Source organism: Clostridium algoriphilum, assembly GCF_020443705.1.
In the GTDB taxonomy this organism is placed as follows: Bacteria; Bacillota; Clostridia; order Clostridiales; family Clostridiaceae; genus Clostridium_AD; species Clostridium_AD algoriphilum.
The window spans coordinates 91,583-108,382 of record NZ_JAIZZK010000004.1 but is presented as its reverse complement, the minus strand read 5'-3'; the positions used below and the strand labels follow the sequence as shown (position 1 = coordinate 108,382).

Annotated in this window: 15 protein-coding genes and 1 riboswitch; of the genes, 2 read left to right on the top strand and 13 right to left on the bottom strand. The window is 30.5% G+C overall.

Annotated features, from left to right (window positions below; genetic code table 11):
* Positions 1 to 34: 34 nt before the first annotated feature.
* From cobA to LGK95_RS05330, 11 genes are all read right to left on the bottom strand, one after another.
* Entirely contained in the window at positions 35 to 1,492 is a 1,458-nt protein-coding gene (cobA, locus tag LGK95_RS05380; protein WP_226122994.1) for a uroporphyrinogen-III C-methyltransferase, read from the bottom strand.
* A gap of 28 nt (positions 1,493 to 1,520) precedes the next feature.
* On the bottom strand, positions 1,521 to 2,396 hold the full coding sequence (hemC, locus tag LGK95_RS05375) for a hydroxymethylbilane synthase (protein ID WP_226122993.1): 876 nt from the start codon (positions 2,394 to 2,396) through the stop codon (positions 1,521 to 1,523).
* Positions 2,397 to 2,429: 33 nt separating this feature from the next.
* On the bottom strand, positions 2,430 to 3,071 hold the full coding sequence (locus tag LGK95_RS05370; RefSeq protein WP_226122992.1) for an NAD(P)-dependent oxidoreductase: 642 nt from the start codon (positions 3,069 to 3,071) through the stop codon (positions 2,430 to 2,432).
* Positions 3,035 to 4,219, bottom strand: coding sequence for a glutamyl-tRNA reductase (hemA, locus tag LGK95_RS05365; protein ID WP_226122990.1), 1,185 nt, complete (start codon positions 4,217 to 4,219; stop codon positions 3,035 to 3,037). The genes LGK95_RS05370 and hemA overlap by 37 nt, the downstream gene beginning before the upstream one ends.
* A gap of 4 nt (positions 4,220 to 4,223) precedes the next feature.
* Positions 4,224 to 5,189, bottom strand: a complete 966-nt coding sequence (gene cbiB, locus LGK95_RS05360) for an adenosylcobinamide-phosphate synthase CbiB (RefSeq protein WP_226122989.1) — start codon at positions 5,187 to 5,189, stop codon at positions 4,224 to 4,226.
* A gap of 61 nt (positions 5,190 to 5,250) precedes the next feature.
* Positions 5,251 to 6,768: a cobyric acid synthase gene (locus LGK95_RS05355; RefSeq protein ID WP_226122988.1), complete on the bottom strand. Its 1,518-nt coding sequence runs from the start codon at positions 6,766 to 6,768 to the stop codon at positions 5,251 to 5,253.
* Positions 6,769 to 6,902: 134 nt separating this feature from the next.
* Positions 6,903 to 7,088, bottom strand: a riboswitch (cobalamin riboswitch).
* Between the two features lie 192 nt (positions 7,089 to 7,280).
* Entirely contained in the window at positions 7,281 to 7,934 is a 654-nt protein-coding gene (gene trmB, locus LGK95_RS05350; RefSeq protein ID WP_226122987.1) for a tRNA (guanosine(46)-N7)-methyltransferase TrmB, read from the bottom strand.
* A 66-nt stretch (positions 7,935 to 8,000) separates the two neighbouring features.
* Entirely contained in the window at positions 8,001 to 8,618 is a 618-nt protein-coding gene (locus tag LGK95_RS05345; RefSeq protein WP_226123235.1) for a site-2 protease family protein, read from the bottom strand.
* A 326-nt stretch (positions 8,619 to 8,944) separates the two neighbouring features.
* Complete coding sequence (locus LGK95_RS05340; protein WP_226122986.1) at positions 8,945 to 9,973, bottom strand: hypothetical protein; 1,029 nt, start codon at positions 9,971 to 9,973, stop codon at positions 8,945 to 8,947.
* A gap of 46 nt (positions 9,974 to 10,019) precedes the next feature.
* Positions 10,020 to 11,039: a phosphodiester glycosidase family protein gene (locus LGK95_RS05335; RefSeq protein WP_404814405.1), complete on the bottom strand. Its 1,020-nt coding sequence runs from the start codon at positions 11,037 to 11,039 to the stop codon at positions 10,020 to 10,022.
* A 162-nt stretch (positions 11,040 to 11,201) separates the two neighbouring features.
* The gene (locus LGK95_RS05330; protein WP_226122983.1) at positions 11,202 to 12,578 is read right to left on the bottom strand and encodes a PhoH family protein; all 1,377 of its coding nucleotides are present in this window, start codon (positions 12,576 to 12,578) and stop codon (positions 11,202 to 11,204) included.
* 195 nt (positions 12,579 to 12,773) lie between these two features.
* Here LGK95_RS05330 and LGK95_RS05325 point away from each other — a divergent pair, with 195 nt between their 5' ends.
* A complete protein-coding gene (locus LGK95_RS05325; RefSeq protein WP_226122981.1) occupies positions 12,774 to 13,184 on the top strand; it encodes a Fur family transcriptional regulator in 411 nt (136 codons plus the stop codon).
* A 50-nt stretch (positions 13,185 to 13,234) separates the two neighbouring features.
* Here the strand turns inward: LGK95_RS05325 and LGK95_RS05320 are convergent, their stop codons facing one another.
* The gene (locus LGK95_RS05320) at positions 13,235 to 14,473 is read right to left on the bottom strand and encodes an ABC transporter substrate-binding protein (RefSeq protein ID WP_226122978.1); all 1,239 of its coding nucleotides are present in this window, start codon (positions 14,471 to 14,473) and stop codon (positions 13,235 to 13,237) included.
* Positions 14,474 to 14,579: 106 nt separating this feature from the next.
* On the opposite strand from LGK95_RS05320, the gene LGK95_RS05315 reads away from it, so the two are divergent.
* Positions 14,580 to 15,521, top strand: coding sequence for a VCBS repeat-containing protein (locus LGK95_RS05315; RefSeq protein WP_226122976.1), 942 nt, complete (start codon positions 14,580 to 14,582; stop codon positions 15,519 to 15,521).
* A gap of 280 nt (positions 15,522 to 15,801) precedes the next feature.
* On the opposite strand, the gene LGK95_RS05310 is transcribed toward LGK95_RS05315, so the two are convergent.
* Complete coding sequence (locus tag LGK95_RS05310) at positions 15,802 to 16,797, bottom strand: hypothetical protein (protein WP_226122974.1); 996 nt, start codon at positions 16,795 to 16,797, stop codon at positions 15,802 to 15,804.
* Positions 16,798 to 16,800: the final 3 nt, after the last annotated feature.

The following is a 16,800-nucleotide window of genomic DNA, read 5'->3' as shown; positions in this document are numbered from 1 at the left end:
CCACATTTTATTATAAATAATCCACTTACTAACGCTACATGTTTACAAGTTTTTCAAGAACACCCTGGGCACTATAAACATCGCATATAATAGCTTCTATGCCTTCATCTAAAAGTGCCTTTGCAGTTATTGGACCTATAGCAAGTGCTTTTTTTGATTTTATAGTTTCAATACCTACCATCGTTATCATGTTTTTAACAGTAGATGGTGAAGTAAATACTATAAGATCTACACCTTTTATCTCATTGTCAGATCGTACTTTGCCACATATTGTTTCATATGTAAACACTTCATCAACGCAGCATCCACTTTTCCTTAATTCATCTACCAAATAAGGCCTTGAACCTTTTGAGCGAGGTATCAGTACCTTGTCATTCTCTTTTATGTAGGTTTGCATTTTATCAAATAAACTTTCCGCAACAAAGTGTTCAGCAACAATTTCTGGAATAATTCCTCTGTTTTTAAGAGCCTTCGCAGTAGCTGGTCCTATAGCTGCAAATTTACCTTTAAGTTTTCTTATATCAAATTCAATATCTTTTAAATAATCAAATAAGAAATTCACTCCATTTACGCTAGTTAAAGCTATAAAGTCATAATCCTTAAGCTTTTCGCAGCTTTCGTCTAAGTTATATGAAGTATTCTTAAATTGGATTGAATTAATCTCAAGTACTTCTGCTCCTAAATCTATCAACTCTTCGCGAAGCTCCTTTGATTGCTCTTTTGAACGAGTTATACATATATTCTTGCCAAATAAAGGTTTCTTCTCATACCAATTGAACCTATCATTAAATTTGACTACTTCTCCCACTACAATAATGCAAGGTGACGATATTTCTGATTCCTTAACCTTAGCTAATATATTTTGCAGCGTCCCCACTACTTTCTTTTGTTTTGATGTAGTTCCTCTCATTACAACAGCGCAGAGAGTCTCTTTGCTTTTCCCATTAGATATAAGACTTTCTGCAATCTTTTCTAGGTTTCTAAAACCCATCATAAATACTAATGTTCCCTGGAGTCTTGCTACTGCATTCCAATCTATATTAAGTTTTTCTGCACTCATTGCTGTGAATACATGAAAACTTTGAGCTATTCCCCTGTGAGTTATAGGTATTCCTGCATAATTCAGTACTGCTATTGGTGAGGTTATTCCAGGTATAACTTCAAATTCAATGTTTTCATCAAATAATGCTATTGCTTCCTCTCCACCACGACCAAATACGAAAGGATCTCCACCTTTAATTCTTCCAACTACATGGCCTTTTTTCGAAAGCAATACTAGCATGTCATTTATTTCTTCTTGAGTTTTATAATGACACCCTGGTTCTTTCCCACAATAGTATATTTCGCAATCTTCTTTTAAATATTTAAGTACACTTGTACTTGCAAGCCTATCATACATAACAGCTGTACATTTTCCAAGCATTCTTATGGCTTTTAGGGTTATTAGTTCTGCATCTCCTGGACCAACTCCCATTAAATAAACCTTTCCCATTGGTATCCCCCTCTCGCTTTTATTAAAGCTAACTGTTTTCTAATATATTTTTAGCCAAATCAACACCTAGCTTCATATAGTCATTTTTATCTCCTGATAATTGTTTTTTAACTATTTTGCCTTCAATTCTGTAAACACCAAGCATGTGCATAACGTCGTTATCAAGATAAGCATATGCACCTATACAATCATGACAATCTCCATTAAGGGTGGCCATGAAACTTCTTTCTGCATCTACGCAAATTCTGGCATCATAGCAATCCAATTCTTTAATCATTGCGAGCAACACATGATCTTTAACCATTTCTATTCCAAGCGCTCCTTGGGCTATTGCAGGTACAATTTCCATTGGATCAAAATAATTAGTAATTATATTTTCCATTTTGAGCCTTTTTAGCCCTGCCGCTGCAAGTATTATTCCATCTAGATTTTCCTTTTCTATTTTTGCAATTCTAGTCTGAACATTACCCCTTATAGGTACAATTTCTATATCTGGTCTTAATATTTTAACCTGAGTACCTCGCCTTATACTACTTGTGCCGATTCTTGCGCCCTTAGGTAAATCGTAAAAGCTAATGTTATTAAAGGCTACAAATGCATCTCTAACATCTTCTCTAACTGGAATTGCCACTATTTCAAACTCAGAAGGCACATCATAGGGTACATCTTTCATGCTATGTACTGCCATGTCAACTTTATTGCCTAGCATTTCATGCTCTATTTCTTTTACAAAAAGGCCCTTGCCCCCTATTTTATCTAAAGTAACATTTAAAACCTTATCTCCCTTTGTCTCAATAAGCACCTTTTCAGAATCAATATTAAATTTTTCTTTAATCATAGATATAACTGTATCCGCCTGCACTTGTGCAAGCTCACTTCTTCTAGTCCCTATATTAATTTTCAAATCTCACCCTCCACTTCTTAACTTAATTAAGACTTATATAACCCCGTAAAACATTTTTATAATTACATCTTGTACTCCCAAAGCATAAAAGAAATAAAAATCTTCACTACAAACAAAATTCATAATTTGTTTTTTATCTTTGTTTTTCATTAACTTATTTCTTATATTAAAAGTATAATCTATAAAATCTGTATATTCGCATATTTTATTTTCTATAACTTTAGACATAAAAAGTGCTGTTCTAGGGCTACTATTTTTAGTATGTAATGCGAATTTCATGTTAGATAAATCCTTTTGAACTGGTGTTACAAATAACCCTCGTTTATAATCCGCGCAATGTACATATAACTTACATATACTATCGCAGTATTCTTTTATTTTCTCATTTGTGTCCTTACTATCCGTTGCAATAATTACTATATGATTTTTGTCCACATAACTTTTATCATATTCATCTTGTATTAACTTTATGTTACAAAGATCACTTAATTCACTAAATTCTTTGCAAAACTCTTTTGCAACCACTGTAATATTACAACCTTCTCTTGAGAAAGTTCTACATTTTATAAAAGCAGCATCGCCACCACCAACAATAAGCACATTAACCTTATTTGAGAAGAGTGAAATCATTAAATAATTTAAATCTGAAAGATCCTGCTTATTATGTCCTCGCATTGTTTAGACCTCCCCTTCAAATGCTCTTCCTTTAAAACAACTATTGCTCTATTTACATAGGCATTTGAGGTACTCTTTAATAGTAACTCCGCTAATTCCTCATTATCCTTAGTCTCTTTTTTATGCTTAAAAGTTGTAAGTCTTTCTTTGTAAACATCCTCGCCAATATGTCTTATTTTTTGTATAAAGGGAGCTAATTCCTCTATAGTTTTCCACTCTATAAATTCTTTTATAGCTTTATCAACAATATATTTATTATCTTTCATTGATGATAATCTTTTTTTGTAGTTTGCATCATGAATGTCACCTAACATGTCTATATCATATACTTCATATAAAGGATTCTCGCTTACTATTTCTTCTATATCTCTTGGCACAGCTAAATCAAACAGTAATAATTTTTTGTTAGGTAATTCATCTAGATGAATTACAGTATGAGGAGCTGTCGTACAAGATATAACACAATCTACCTTATCGTAATATTTGGTTAAATCATTAAACGGTATTATTTTTACCCTTGGGTCTTCTATATTAACCTTTTGAGCATCTCTAACTGCAATATATAACATGTCAATTTTTGCTTCTAATATATATTTTGATGTTAATTCCCCAACTGTTCCATATCCCAGAATCATAAAGTTCTTATGACCCTTATCTATAGCTTTTTTAACTACCATAGAAGAAGACGAAACTGGAATTTCACTTATTTTAGATTTAGTCCTAAAATGCTTGCCACAGGCTATAGCGTTTTCAAAAAGCCTTTGGAGTTCCTTTTTATTTGATTTTAATCCCTTAGTAATTTCATAAGCATCCCTAACTTGCCCAAGTATTTGGTCTTCTCCAAGTAGTAGTGAGTCAAACCCACAAACTACTTCCATTAAGTGTTGTATTGCTTTATCTCCCTTATAATTAACTACACATTTTATTAAATCCTCATCCCAATTTAAGGCCTTAAAAATTTTTATTATTATATCCTCATCCATAGACTTAAAATATATCTCTGTCCTATTACAGGTACTTAAAATAACCGCTTCTTCACAAATGTTTAAAAGAGCCTCTAAATACTTTTCTTGACGTATTGGTATGATTGAAAGCTTTTCTCTAATTTCTATTTTTACATCATGTTTTAGTCCTATAAGTTGTATCATTATATCATCTCCAAAAATACTTAACTATTATGTATATTATTACTAATAAGAGCATTGACCCATACATTAGTTTTATTGTATCTATTATATGTTCTTTCCTTAACTCTTTTATTTTATTTCCTATTGTTGGTTTATACATTTTCTCTCCAAAATATAAATTTGTCCCTCCTAGCTGAACTTTCATAGCTCCTGCAACTGCAGCTTCAGGATATGCACAATTAGGACTTTTATGATTTTTGCGATCTCTTATCATTACCTTCAAACTTATAGCAATATTTCCATGAACTATCGGCGCTGCCAGGCATATTAGAAAACCGGTTATTCTCGCAGGCACAAAATTAAATACGTCATCAGTTTTTGCTGGAAAGTATCCAATATATTTATATTTTTTATTCATATATCCAAGCATTGAATCCATGGTATTAATACCCTTATACATCATAGCCAAAGGTGCCCCCCCAAGTATTGCATAGAGAATAGGAGCTATAACACCGTCTGATGTGTTTTCTGCAATAGTCTCTACATCTGCCCTTACTATTTCATATTCACTAAGGTCTTTCGTATCTCTGCCTACAATGTAGGATAATCTAACCCTAGCATCGTTAATATCATTTTTAGCTAATGAATCATATACCTTAATACCTTCCTTGTGAAGACACTTCGTAGCTATTGTTGTCCAAATCAATATTATATTGAGAATGTGGTATAACCAAAAAAAGTTATTACTTACTTTTAAAATTATAAATGGCACTAAATAACTAGAAAAAGCTACCACAATTACAATAACTCCTCCAAAAGCTTTTAATCCACTCTCTGTTTTGCATAACTTTCTACCCATCTTATCTAGTCTAGATATAAGTTTCCCTATATATATAACCGGATGTTTAAACCAATATGGATCTCCAATTAATAGATCTAATATAATTGCTAGTATCAGATCTATTACATTCATTGCACTTAGTATTTCCATTTATATTCCTCACTATTTTATACATTTGTAATATTATTTAAGACTAATCATTAATTAGTTGTTAACTGTCCCTACGTTTTTCCATTTCTATGCCTATAATCTTATAAATGAGATTCATATCTATATTATTTCTCACAATGTCTGCTAGCTTGTCTATCTCTTTTTCCCTTAGTGATTCATAGGCTTTTGATTTCTTAGGTTCCATACCTTTTTCTAATCTTAACTTATTAACCATGTGTTCTCTAAACTCTACCCCATCTAAAATTCCGTGTATATATGTACCCACAATATTTCCTCTTGCGTTAATTGCTCCGTCAAGCGAGGATAACTGCTCAACTTCCGAGGACGATTGTTCACCATTTCTATTATATATTTTAAAAAGTGGTTTTGCTCCATTTCCATAATTGCAAATTCCCATATGTATTTCATAACCATAAGCTTTAATGCCCATATTAATGCTACGGGCTTTTACTCTCGTTGTTATTTTCTCATCTTCAAATACTGTATCTATATCTAAAAGCTTCATGCCTTCAGTATTTTGTGAACTTCCCTCTATGAAATTAGGGTCATTTAGGCTATTTCCTAGCATTTGATACCCTCCACAAATACCTAATATGTTACCTTCTATACTATATTCCTTAATTGCTTCCATAATCCCTAATTCCTTTAGAGTAATTAAGTCGTCAATAGTATTTTTAGTTCCCGGTATTATAAGTAAATCTGGATTACCCAATTCTTCTTTATTTGTAACAAATCTAACTGATACGTCTTCTTCCTTCTTTAAAGCATCGAAGTCTGTAAAATTAGATATATGAGGTAGTTTTATTACAGCGATATCTATAGCCGCAGTAATTTTTTTGTTAAATTGTACTGCACCGTCTTCGTCCTCTAAATCTAATCTAAAGTAAGGAATTACTCCGCCGCACGGTACATGTATAATGTCCTCAAGCATAGTAAGTCCAGGTTTTAGTATCTCTAGATCACCTCTAAATTTATTTATAATAGTGGCTTTAACTCTTTTTTTCTCATCTTCGCTTAGTAAAAGCATAGTCCCCGCAAGTGATGCAAATACTCCACCCTTATCTATATCCCCCGCTAGTATTACAGGCGCATCTATAAGCTCTGCCATTCCCATATTTACTATATCTCTATCTCTTAAATTAATCTCTGCAGGGCTACCTGCCCCTTCCATTACTATAATATCATATTGCTTTTCTAGTTCTTCAAATTGCTCTTTTAACATGTTTTTAAATTCTAGTTTCATATTATGATATTCCATAGCTGTACTATTTCCAAAAACTTTTCCATTAACGATAATTTGGCACTTTTTGTCTGTTGTAGGTTTTAATAAAATTGGATTCATAAATACCTGTGGCTCAATTCCTGCGGCATATGCCTGGAGCACCTGTGCACGTCCCATCTCTTTTCCATCCAATGTAATATAAGAATTAAGTGACATGTTCTGTGACTTAAAAGGACATACAGAAAACCCATCTTGTTTGAAAATTCTACACAAGGCTGTAACTATTATGCTTTTCCCTACAGATGAAGCGGTCCCTTGAACCATAATTTTAGCCATTATTCTTTCTCCTTCCTCGTCTTTCGTATGCAATTTTTATGCAAAATAAAAAACAGCAAGCTTTCACACCTGCTGTTATGTACAAACTCCCTTTGCACTAACTTAAATTCTACAAGTTCTTTCCCGCCGAAAGCTTAATATTACTGATTTAGGCAGGTCTCCTGGCTCTTAATTCACTCTTGTTTTGACTCCTACCATTACAGGTAGTTTTAAAAAAGCATGTGATCAATTACAGTAGCGGGGGCTGCTGTGGACTTACACCACATTCCCTTTTCACCTTATTAATTATCTACTAAAGTAGCTGAATCTACTAAAGTAGCTGATTAATAATAGGCACCTAAAAACATCTATTTATTTTTTAAAGTTTATATGCTTACATAAAATTAAATTCATTTTAATATCTAATGTTATATATATTTCTACAAAATAAGTTTATAACATTAATTTAATTATGTCAATGTATAAGAATTTGAAATAGTTGCGTTGAACTTTAATCATCTTTGTATATATTTCTACTTTAATTTAGCCTGCAAAAACATAGCCTTTTTACCTATCTCTGTAAATTTAGCTTCATATTCTGTAATTACATTATCTTCAAAATCACTAGTATGCAGGTCATAGGTTAAGAATAATATTTCGAAACCACACTCCTTAAAATATTCTATTGAATCATCAAATAATTCTAAATCATCTGTTTTAAACCATACTTCAGAGCCGCGTTTTAAAAATTTCTTATAGCTTGTTAAAAACTTAGTATGAGTTAATCTTCTTTTGTTATGTCTTTCTTTAGGCCATGGATTACAGAAATTTATATAAATTCTACTTATTTCATTCATTGAAAACACATCATCAATAAGCATAATGTTTAAAGGCATCAGACGTACATTTATATTTTCTTCGCCTTCAATTTTTCTTACCTCTATTACCTTTCTAAGAGCAAACACTAATACCTCATCTTTTAAATCTATCCCAATAAAATTAATATTAGGATTTTGCTTAGATTTTTCTGATATAAATTTACCTTTACCACAACCTAGCTCTAAATGTATTTCATTATTATTCTTAAATTCTTCCTTCCAATTTCCTGTGTGAGCATATAGATCTGTTATTACAATATGACTAGCTTCCAATTCTGGCCTAGCCCAATATTTTTTTCTTAAGCGCATATCTTTCTCCTTCTATTCTAAATAATAAAAAATTATTGTATTAATTTACTTGAATTTATATTAACATTAAAACATTCCTGCAATATTTATAAATTGATTAAATAACCATGACGCTGGTGCTTGCACAAGATAAGTGAAAACGGATTGCTGACCAGGTAATATAGGTAGTAATAACACCATAAATATTAAGAACTGATACCTATAAATCGAATCTGATAATTGATTAAAAAACTTTGGAAACAAATCTCTAACTATATGGAACCCGTCAAAACCTGGTATTGGAACTAAATTAAGAAAAAACAACATACAATTTATGGAGCCTGTGAATTGTATTATTAGCATGATAATGTTATATAACTGACCATGAGTCGGTGAAAGTTTGAAATATAATACTGTTAAAACAGCAAATATAAAACCTAAAATCAGATTTGCAAGTGGTCCTGCAAATGAAACCTTCAAATCATCCTTATAATAATTTTTAAACGCACTAGGATTTGTCTGAACAGGTTTTGCCCACCCAAATCCCGCAATTAAAATTAAAATAAATCCCATTAAGTCTATATGGGCAATTGGATTAAGCGTAAGCCTTCCTTGGAATCTTGGTGTCTTATCTCCTAACCTATCTGCAGTAATTGCATGTGCATACTCATGAAAAGTGAATGCTATTAATATTGCTGGTATCATCAAAACCTTATATAATATTTGTTGTGTTTCCAAATTCGTCCCTCCTTATATTCCTATAGAGTAGATAACAACCGCTAATTGTTATATCCATTGTTAAATCATCTTTGGTTCCTTATTATAATTGATATGTAATATATCTATTATAACAAAGTTTATTGTTATTTAAAATTTTATATTATTAAAACAAAAATTTAAATATTGTAACTGTATCTTTATAACTATATTTTTTAAAATAGCACATTAACTGTTAAATTTATTTTATCAAAACTATATAATAAGTAAAAACTATGCCAAGGGCATAGTTTTTACTTATTACATGTTCCTAGTTACTTAAAAAGAACAAAAGATGCTTTATTGTTTGCTACAGACATTACTCCTTTATTATACAGTTGATATAATTTTCCTACATAGCTAGTTTGTTTTCCAGAGTTAATTTCTGTTAATACACCTTTCAATGAATCGTTTTGGTATAATATACCATTTTTGGAAATGAATAAATCGTTTTTCGAAGCTGGCTTTACTAAATTAACCGATTTCCATTGCTGTGTGTCTTCTGATGTTTTACCATAATATACTTTGCTTACTAAATTGTCTTTTAATTCTCCAACATACACGTTATCATCATCATCAGTACCAATTAACGTAAGCTTATCTACTCCATCAATACTTATAGGGTTTTGACGTCCTGTAGCATATATTTTATTGTATACCAATCCCTCATATACCAGCTGATCCTCATGACGAACTAATGCTATATTGCTTACAAAACTAGGTATTGTATTGATCCTTGTAATCTCACCCATTCTATCTATTCTATATATTGTACTTTTATTACCCTCACTTGATACATTCACGTAAGTAACTCCTGTTAACGTCGATAATTGAATATCTTCAACTTCTGGTTTTGAACCACCCCAGGCTAAATCTTTTACCTTTAACTTTTCTCCCTTTAATACATCGTAAGAGTATAATACTAGGTTACTGGATTCATCGTTACTTTTTTTCTCTATTAAAAGCATTCTATTTCTATCCGGAAGCCATTCTGAAAAAGATATTATTGAATTATCTTCCGCATCAATAGTTTTAATCTTCCCATCCCTACAATTAACAATTTTTAATTTTTCATCTACATTATAGGATAAATACTTAGCATCATAAGACACTAGTAAATTTTCTGCTTTTTCAGGTATTTTAACATCTACATTTTTTGATTTAGTACTTTGGTTTTCAACAACCTTTTTTGTAACCACTTTTGAACCTGTACCCAAAAAATAATGATCTAAATAAAAGAGACCCAAACATTGTAGCGATAAAGATACTATTATCCATATACTTATTCTTTTTAACCATTTCATAATACTTACTCCTTTAATTTAAAATATCCTAGACTAAGATTAAATTTTATTTCCTACTCTCTACATATATGATTGAGGGTACAGATCTCTCACCCAAACTGTCACAAGGATTGTTTATAACTTCATCATCATAAAACAATGTAGAAGAAGAACCTCCATCTAAGTTAGTAGCATTATAAGCTCCATAATCATATAACAAGTCTTGCACTTCTCTTAAAGTAGCTCCTATACTATTTACCTGTCTTCCATCAAGAACTAATAATATAATAGCACCATCTTTTCTTTGTGCTATAGCTGTTCTGGGTGCTATACCCCATCCACCATCACCCTTAGTTATAGTTTTATTCCCATTAACTATTATTGCTGGTCCAAAAGATACTGCTTCTGTTACTCCATTGTTTTTCATATCCTTAATGCTGTGAGGGCCAACTAATAAATTACCCGCTTTAGTTAACGCTACAACTTGTCTTTGTTCATTTTCGTTTTTTATACCATTATAAACAATTTTCCCATTAGACATTATAACTCCTGCTGGGTTAGCTCCTGTTCCTGTCCATTTTGATCCAACTGCCTCATCTGTAAATCCACCGCCATTAATTGCTGCAATAGCATTATTATCTTTTGCAATATCGCTTGTTAGTTGTCCTTCCTCTCCGAGCTTACTGCTATAACCTACTTTTATTCTAGTTGGGTCCTTAATTATTAGTATGTACCCTTTGTATTTGTTTCCGCTTACATCATATCTTTCTATGTTATTATCATCTTTATTTTCTACCTTTACGCCAGAATTTGCACCATCTAAATTATTTTGAACTATAGCTTCTACCTTTTGATCATTCATAATCTGCTTTATTTTCTCATCAGATAAAAATGATGTTGCTAGCCACTGTAATGTAAGGGTAGTCATTGCTGCACCTACCACTGTAGTCTTTACATTTTTAAACGGTCCATAATAAACCATAAACGGGCTTGTAACGGCTGTGAAAACTAATTCAAAAATAACAAATAGTAAAACAAATGTTCTCGATATTTTTTTGATCTTTCCACTTTTTTTTATTTTTCTCATGTTTTCCATCCTTTTCTTTATTATGTACTACCACATTGTACAGTAAAACTACATATTTGAACACAGAATTTAAATGTAATTTCTGTTAACATAACTATAAAATTGCAATTTTATACAAAAAGAGAGCATAAATTCTTATACTCTCTTCTAAAAATAATAATTTTATAATTTTTTTGATCCTTCATAAGCTATTGGTGATCTCTCACATTCATCATATTTTAAGGTTACTTGATAACACAGCTCACTACCTTTCATTTTTTCAGATGCATAACACAAGCCATTTGATCTTGAATCAAGGAAAGGATGATCTATCTGTTCTGGGTCACCAATAAGTATTAATTTAGTGCCTTCGCCAACTCTAGTTACTATTGCCTTTACTTGTTTCGGTGACAAATTTTGTGCTTCATCTATTATTACCCAATTTTTAACTATAGATCTTCCTCTAAGGTAGGCGACAGCTTCAGTGGTAATAATCCTTCTTTCAAACAAGTCTTTTATTTTATCTAATAACTGTTTCTCATTTTTATAACGTTCTTTTTCGTCGGTTTCCACAAGTATCTCTAAGTTGTCGAATATTGGTCTCATGAAAGGTGATATTTTTTCTTGCTCAGTACCCGGTAAAAAACCTATTTCCTCATCCATAGTAACGTTTGGCCTACAAATTAATATTCTTCTGTACTGCTCACTATTATCTTGTAATACTTTTTGAAGCCCCACTGCTAATGAAAATAAAGTTTTAGCTGTTCCTGCTGGGCCTTTAATAATTACCAGTGGTGCCTTAGCTGCATCAATACTTAAGGCTTCTAACATAAATTTCTGTCCTACATTTCTTGGGACAACACATAAAGGTTTATTTTCCTTATTATAAAGTGGTACTATGTTCTTTCCATCATACCTACCAAGCGCTGTTTGTTTATGATTTTCTATAGAATGAATTATTAAAAATTGATTTGTGTATAAAAATGGAGTAGTATATTTTTCTAACTCTTCATCATATATAAGTAATGCTTCAAATTCTATACTTTTTTTGCTATAAAATTCCTGAAGTTTTTCTGGAGATACGAATACCTCAATTCTTCCAGTATATTGGTCATCATATTCTGGCACAAATTTTTCATAATAATCTTCCACACTAATATCTACAGAATCCGCCTTTATACGTAGAAATATATCTTTAGTTATTAGCCATATATTTTCACCTTGTTCTTTAAGACCTTTACATACCTGTAATATTCTATTGTCAGCTTTTTCTTTATTCCAAGAAACAGGAATTTCAGTATCGTGGTGATTCATTTCGACTCGTAGTCTTCCCCCGCTCTCTAAATCAATACCCTCATTAAGTTTTCCTTGCTTGCGAAGTTTATCAATAAGTCTAGCTGCATATCTGGCATTTGCTCCTAAATCACTTTTGTCTTTCTTAAAACTATCTAATTCCTCTAACACCACTTCGGGTATTATTACATCATTATCTTCAAAAGATAATATAGCACTGGGTGAATATAGAATAACATTAGTATCTAGTACGTAGGTCTTTTTCAAAATATCAGCACCTCTCTCTCTATTACTAATATATGTTCAATATCCTATAAATGAATTAAAATTCAAATAAAATTTTAATTTTATATCAGTTTTAATAAAATTTTCTGTTTTGATAAGTAATTATTTTGACAAGTAATAGTTTTTATTATATAATAAATCTTATATTATACTTAATAACATTATAGGATGGTGTATATGGATAACATTACAACAGTTTTTAAAGAGAAAAAATTAAAGCTTACACCTCAACGCATTGCTGTTTATAAATATTTACAATCAACAAAAGAACACCCTTCAGCTGAAGTAATTTATAAAGCTCTGCAACCAACTTATCCTACTATGAGTTTAGCCACTGTTTATAAGGCATTGAAAACTCTTATAGAAGTTGAATTAATAATTGAACTTAACGTAGGTGAAGGTAATTTTCGTTATGATGGTAACACGTCTTCACATCCTCACATACAATGCTTAACTTGTGGTAAGGTTGATGATATAGAAGGCATAACTTTTCCAAATATACTCGAAGATGTAAAGCAGTATACAAGCTACGAAGTCTTAGCAAATAAAATTTATTTTTATGGTATATGTGAAAATTGCAAAAATTAGTTACACAAAAAGGAGTAATGAAATTAATTCATACTCCTTTTTTTATCAACCTATTTATAACTTTTCTTTAGTACATTTTCCCATTCTTTAGAATTATAATTACCATCTAAGATTTTTTCCAATGCTAATATTAAATTGTTTTTAATTTTAGCAGGCAAATTGTATAAAATAAGCATACTGTTATCATTAGCTTTATACATATGCTGAACCATTAATTTTCCTATACCTGATATCTTGTTATTCACAATTTTATTCCCACTAATAATTCCTTTCTGTACTAATTTTGCTTGAACCTTATCACTATATATATATTTAATAAATTCATCAGCAGTATCCGGATTTTTTGCATTTACAGGAACACATATTAGAGAATTAACTATAACTGGAGCATTAGATCCATATTTGGAGTCATCATCATAATCTCCTACTATACCAATATTATTCTCTTTAAGTTTAGAATTATAATACGATATGCTTACTAGTAAGGGTGACTCACTATTATTAAAGTTAATGATACTCTGTTCGTTTCCTAACTCAAAACTATTTTTCGTAATTTCATTTTCTTTTGTGAGTGAGTTAAATTCTTTAAATATTTCCTGCATGTCTTTTAATTTTTTATAAGATTCCTCGCCACTATCATAGTTTTCCTCAAGCTCATGAATATTTATGACATTACCAGCTACTAATGAAAATAAATATCCATTAGCATCTACATCATCAGTTAATGCTACTGTGGTTTTTATTCCCTTACCGTTAATTTGCTTTAATGCCTTTAACCATTGTTTTGAATTACTAGGGTCAGATATATTTAGTTTTTTTAAATTAGCTTTATTATATAGTAATTCTATAGAATATGGAACAACTCCTATACCATAGTATTTATCCCCTACCCTGCCATAAGAACCTAAAATATCATAATATCTATCACTTAAAGCATTTTCATCATAAGTGCCTTGTAAATCACTCAGAACTCCTTTTTGACTAAGCTCTATAAGATTATTCCTATTAGTAAAAATCACATCTACTTTGGTTCCTACATTAATTTTCTCCACTATATCACCTTTATCACCCAATACATCATTTAATTTCACTTCCACATCTGGATTACTTTTTTCATAATCATCAATTAAAAATTTAATTACTTCGGTGGAGTGCTCATCAGTTGTATCTAAAAATATATTTAACTTTTTTTCTTCTTCACTTGCTTTACAAGCTGATAGGCTAAACATAACAATTACAACTATTAAAATACTACATAAGTTTTTCAAAGATTTATTCAGTTTTTTCATAAGTTCACCTCGCTGTATTCATAAATATAAACTTTTTTTAGAATTATCAGATAAAAATTAATTAAATATATAAATGTTACATATAATCTAAATGGGGGTGGAATATATGAAGTTACATGTAATATTTTTCAAGAAAAAATTCATTTATTATGCTTTAGCAATTATTGCTTTTACCATAATAACTACGTTCTTCTTATTTTTTAGAAAAGGGTCTATAGCTACATTTAATATTGTTAATGAAAGCAAAATGATGCAGTCTGATCTAACAGGGGATGGAAATAAAGATATTCTCTACATAAAAACAGAAATGGCTAAATACTATATTCAAATAAATTCAGGAGATAATAGCTATTATCTAGAGCCTTCTAAAAAAATTGATACTGTGGGTGTAAATTATACCGAGTGGCCAATGAGGCTAACATTGATGGACATATCAAGAAACAACATACCTGAAATATTTACTCAAGCTTCTGAAAATAATAAAGCGGTGCAGCATGCATTCTTTTGGAATGGTAAAAAATTTGATGATATATTTTGTAACACTAATAACATATTAGGTTTTGTAGATAGTAAAAATAATAAAACTCCTAAAGTTATTTCTGGAAATCTTAAAGATGGTAATGTAAATTTTACAAGTTATATTTTTCTTCAAAACAAGCTTCAATCATTTGATTATAACTATATTGATAATTACATGGGCAAGAATACCATGTTAGGTTTTGTTAATCTGGTCGCAACCTTTCCACTATCAGAATTAAATGTATCAAAAGAAATTTTCGCACCTGATTTAGATGGTAATGATATTTCACTCTTAAGTGATCTATCAAATAGAAAGGTACATCTAGACTTTCAGGATGCCGTTTTCAAAGATTATGCTTGGGATAAAGACGGCAATGCTAATGCAATTTTATGGACGGTAAACTTTAAAGGAACTAATACTAATGATTTAAAAGATGTAAAAAATTATACTATAGAATTAGTTGTGAAGCTTATACCAAATGAAAATAAAAGTTCAGCATTTAAAATCAGCTCTATAAATATTAAGTAATATAATACGGTTAGGACCTAAGTATTTATTATAGAAGCACCAATATCTTATATAAAATTACAAAAGGGACCGTATTATCGGTCCCAAGGGGGGATGGGGGGTTACGCATAAATTAAAATAAATTATTTTATGCAAATGGAGATTTAACTCCGATTACATTTATAATATTAACCTTTTTACTTGCTTTTATTCATAATATAATTTAATTTAAGATATTCTTTACAAAAATATTATTAGTTTTATAAATTTTTTATTTTATAAAACTAATAATATAAAAGTATTAAATTATTGAGCTAGAATTCTCCTCTACGATTTTATTGAGTGTTTTTAATTTTTTGTCATCTACTAGGCGAGCTAATATATATATGAGCTGCCCTTTATCCTCATCCTCTAAATCTTCCAAAACGTTATGTGTATTATCTTTTGGACTCGTATGTTTAAATTCAACATCGTTATTTGGAATAGTATTAACATCTTCAAAAGAAACATTACTATCAAATGATTTGTTATTATCAAAAGAATTATTACTTGACATGGAATTCATCATATCAGTTAGATCTGAATTATTTAAATCTATATTGTTCAAATCTATATTGTTCAAATCAATTCCAGAAAGCATTTCTGAAATTTGACTTAAATCTATACTGCCCATACCTGAAAATATATTGGATAACATGTTATCTTGCTCATCTTCTTTTGAATTTAATATTTCATTATTTTGTTTCATACTATTATTATTCTTTGCAACATTTTTTGCAGCATTTGGTGTTGATTTTACATTACCTGTATTTGCGTTGCTTTTATTTGAATTATTTGCATTCGCATTATTTGTATTCATATTATTATTTGAATTTCCTGCCATATTATTACCTTGGCCGCCTAAACTACCCATCAAGTTAGCTAACAAGTTGTTATCTTGGCCACCTAAACTACCAATTATATTTCCTAACATATTATTATCCTGACCACCTAAACTACCCATTAAATTCCCTAAAATATTATTGTCTTTGCCACCTAGGCTTGAAAGCAAGCCTTCAATCATATTTCCACCACCACTACCACTATTTCCTCCAAGAAAGGTAGATAATAATCCCATTAAAGGATTTGCAGAGTTCCCATTAAACATTTGTGCTAATGGATTATTGTCAGAGCCGTTATTACCATTTCCGTTATTGTTATTGTTATTGTTACGATTGTTATTGTTACCGTTATTATTGTTACCATTGTTGTCATTGTTATTATTGTTATTTCTATCACGTCTATGATGTTTTGACATATT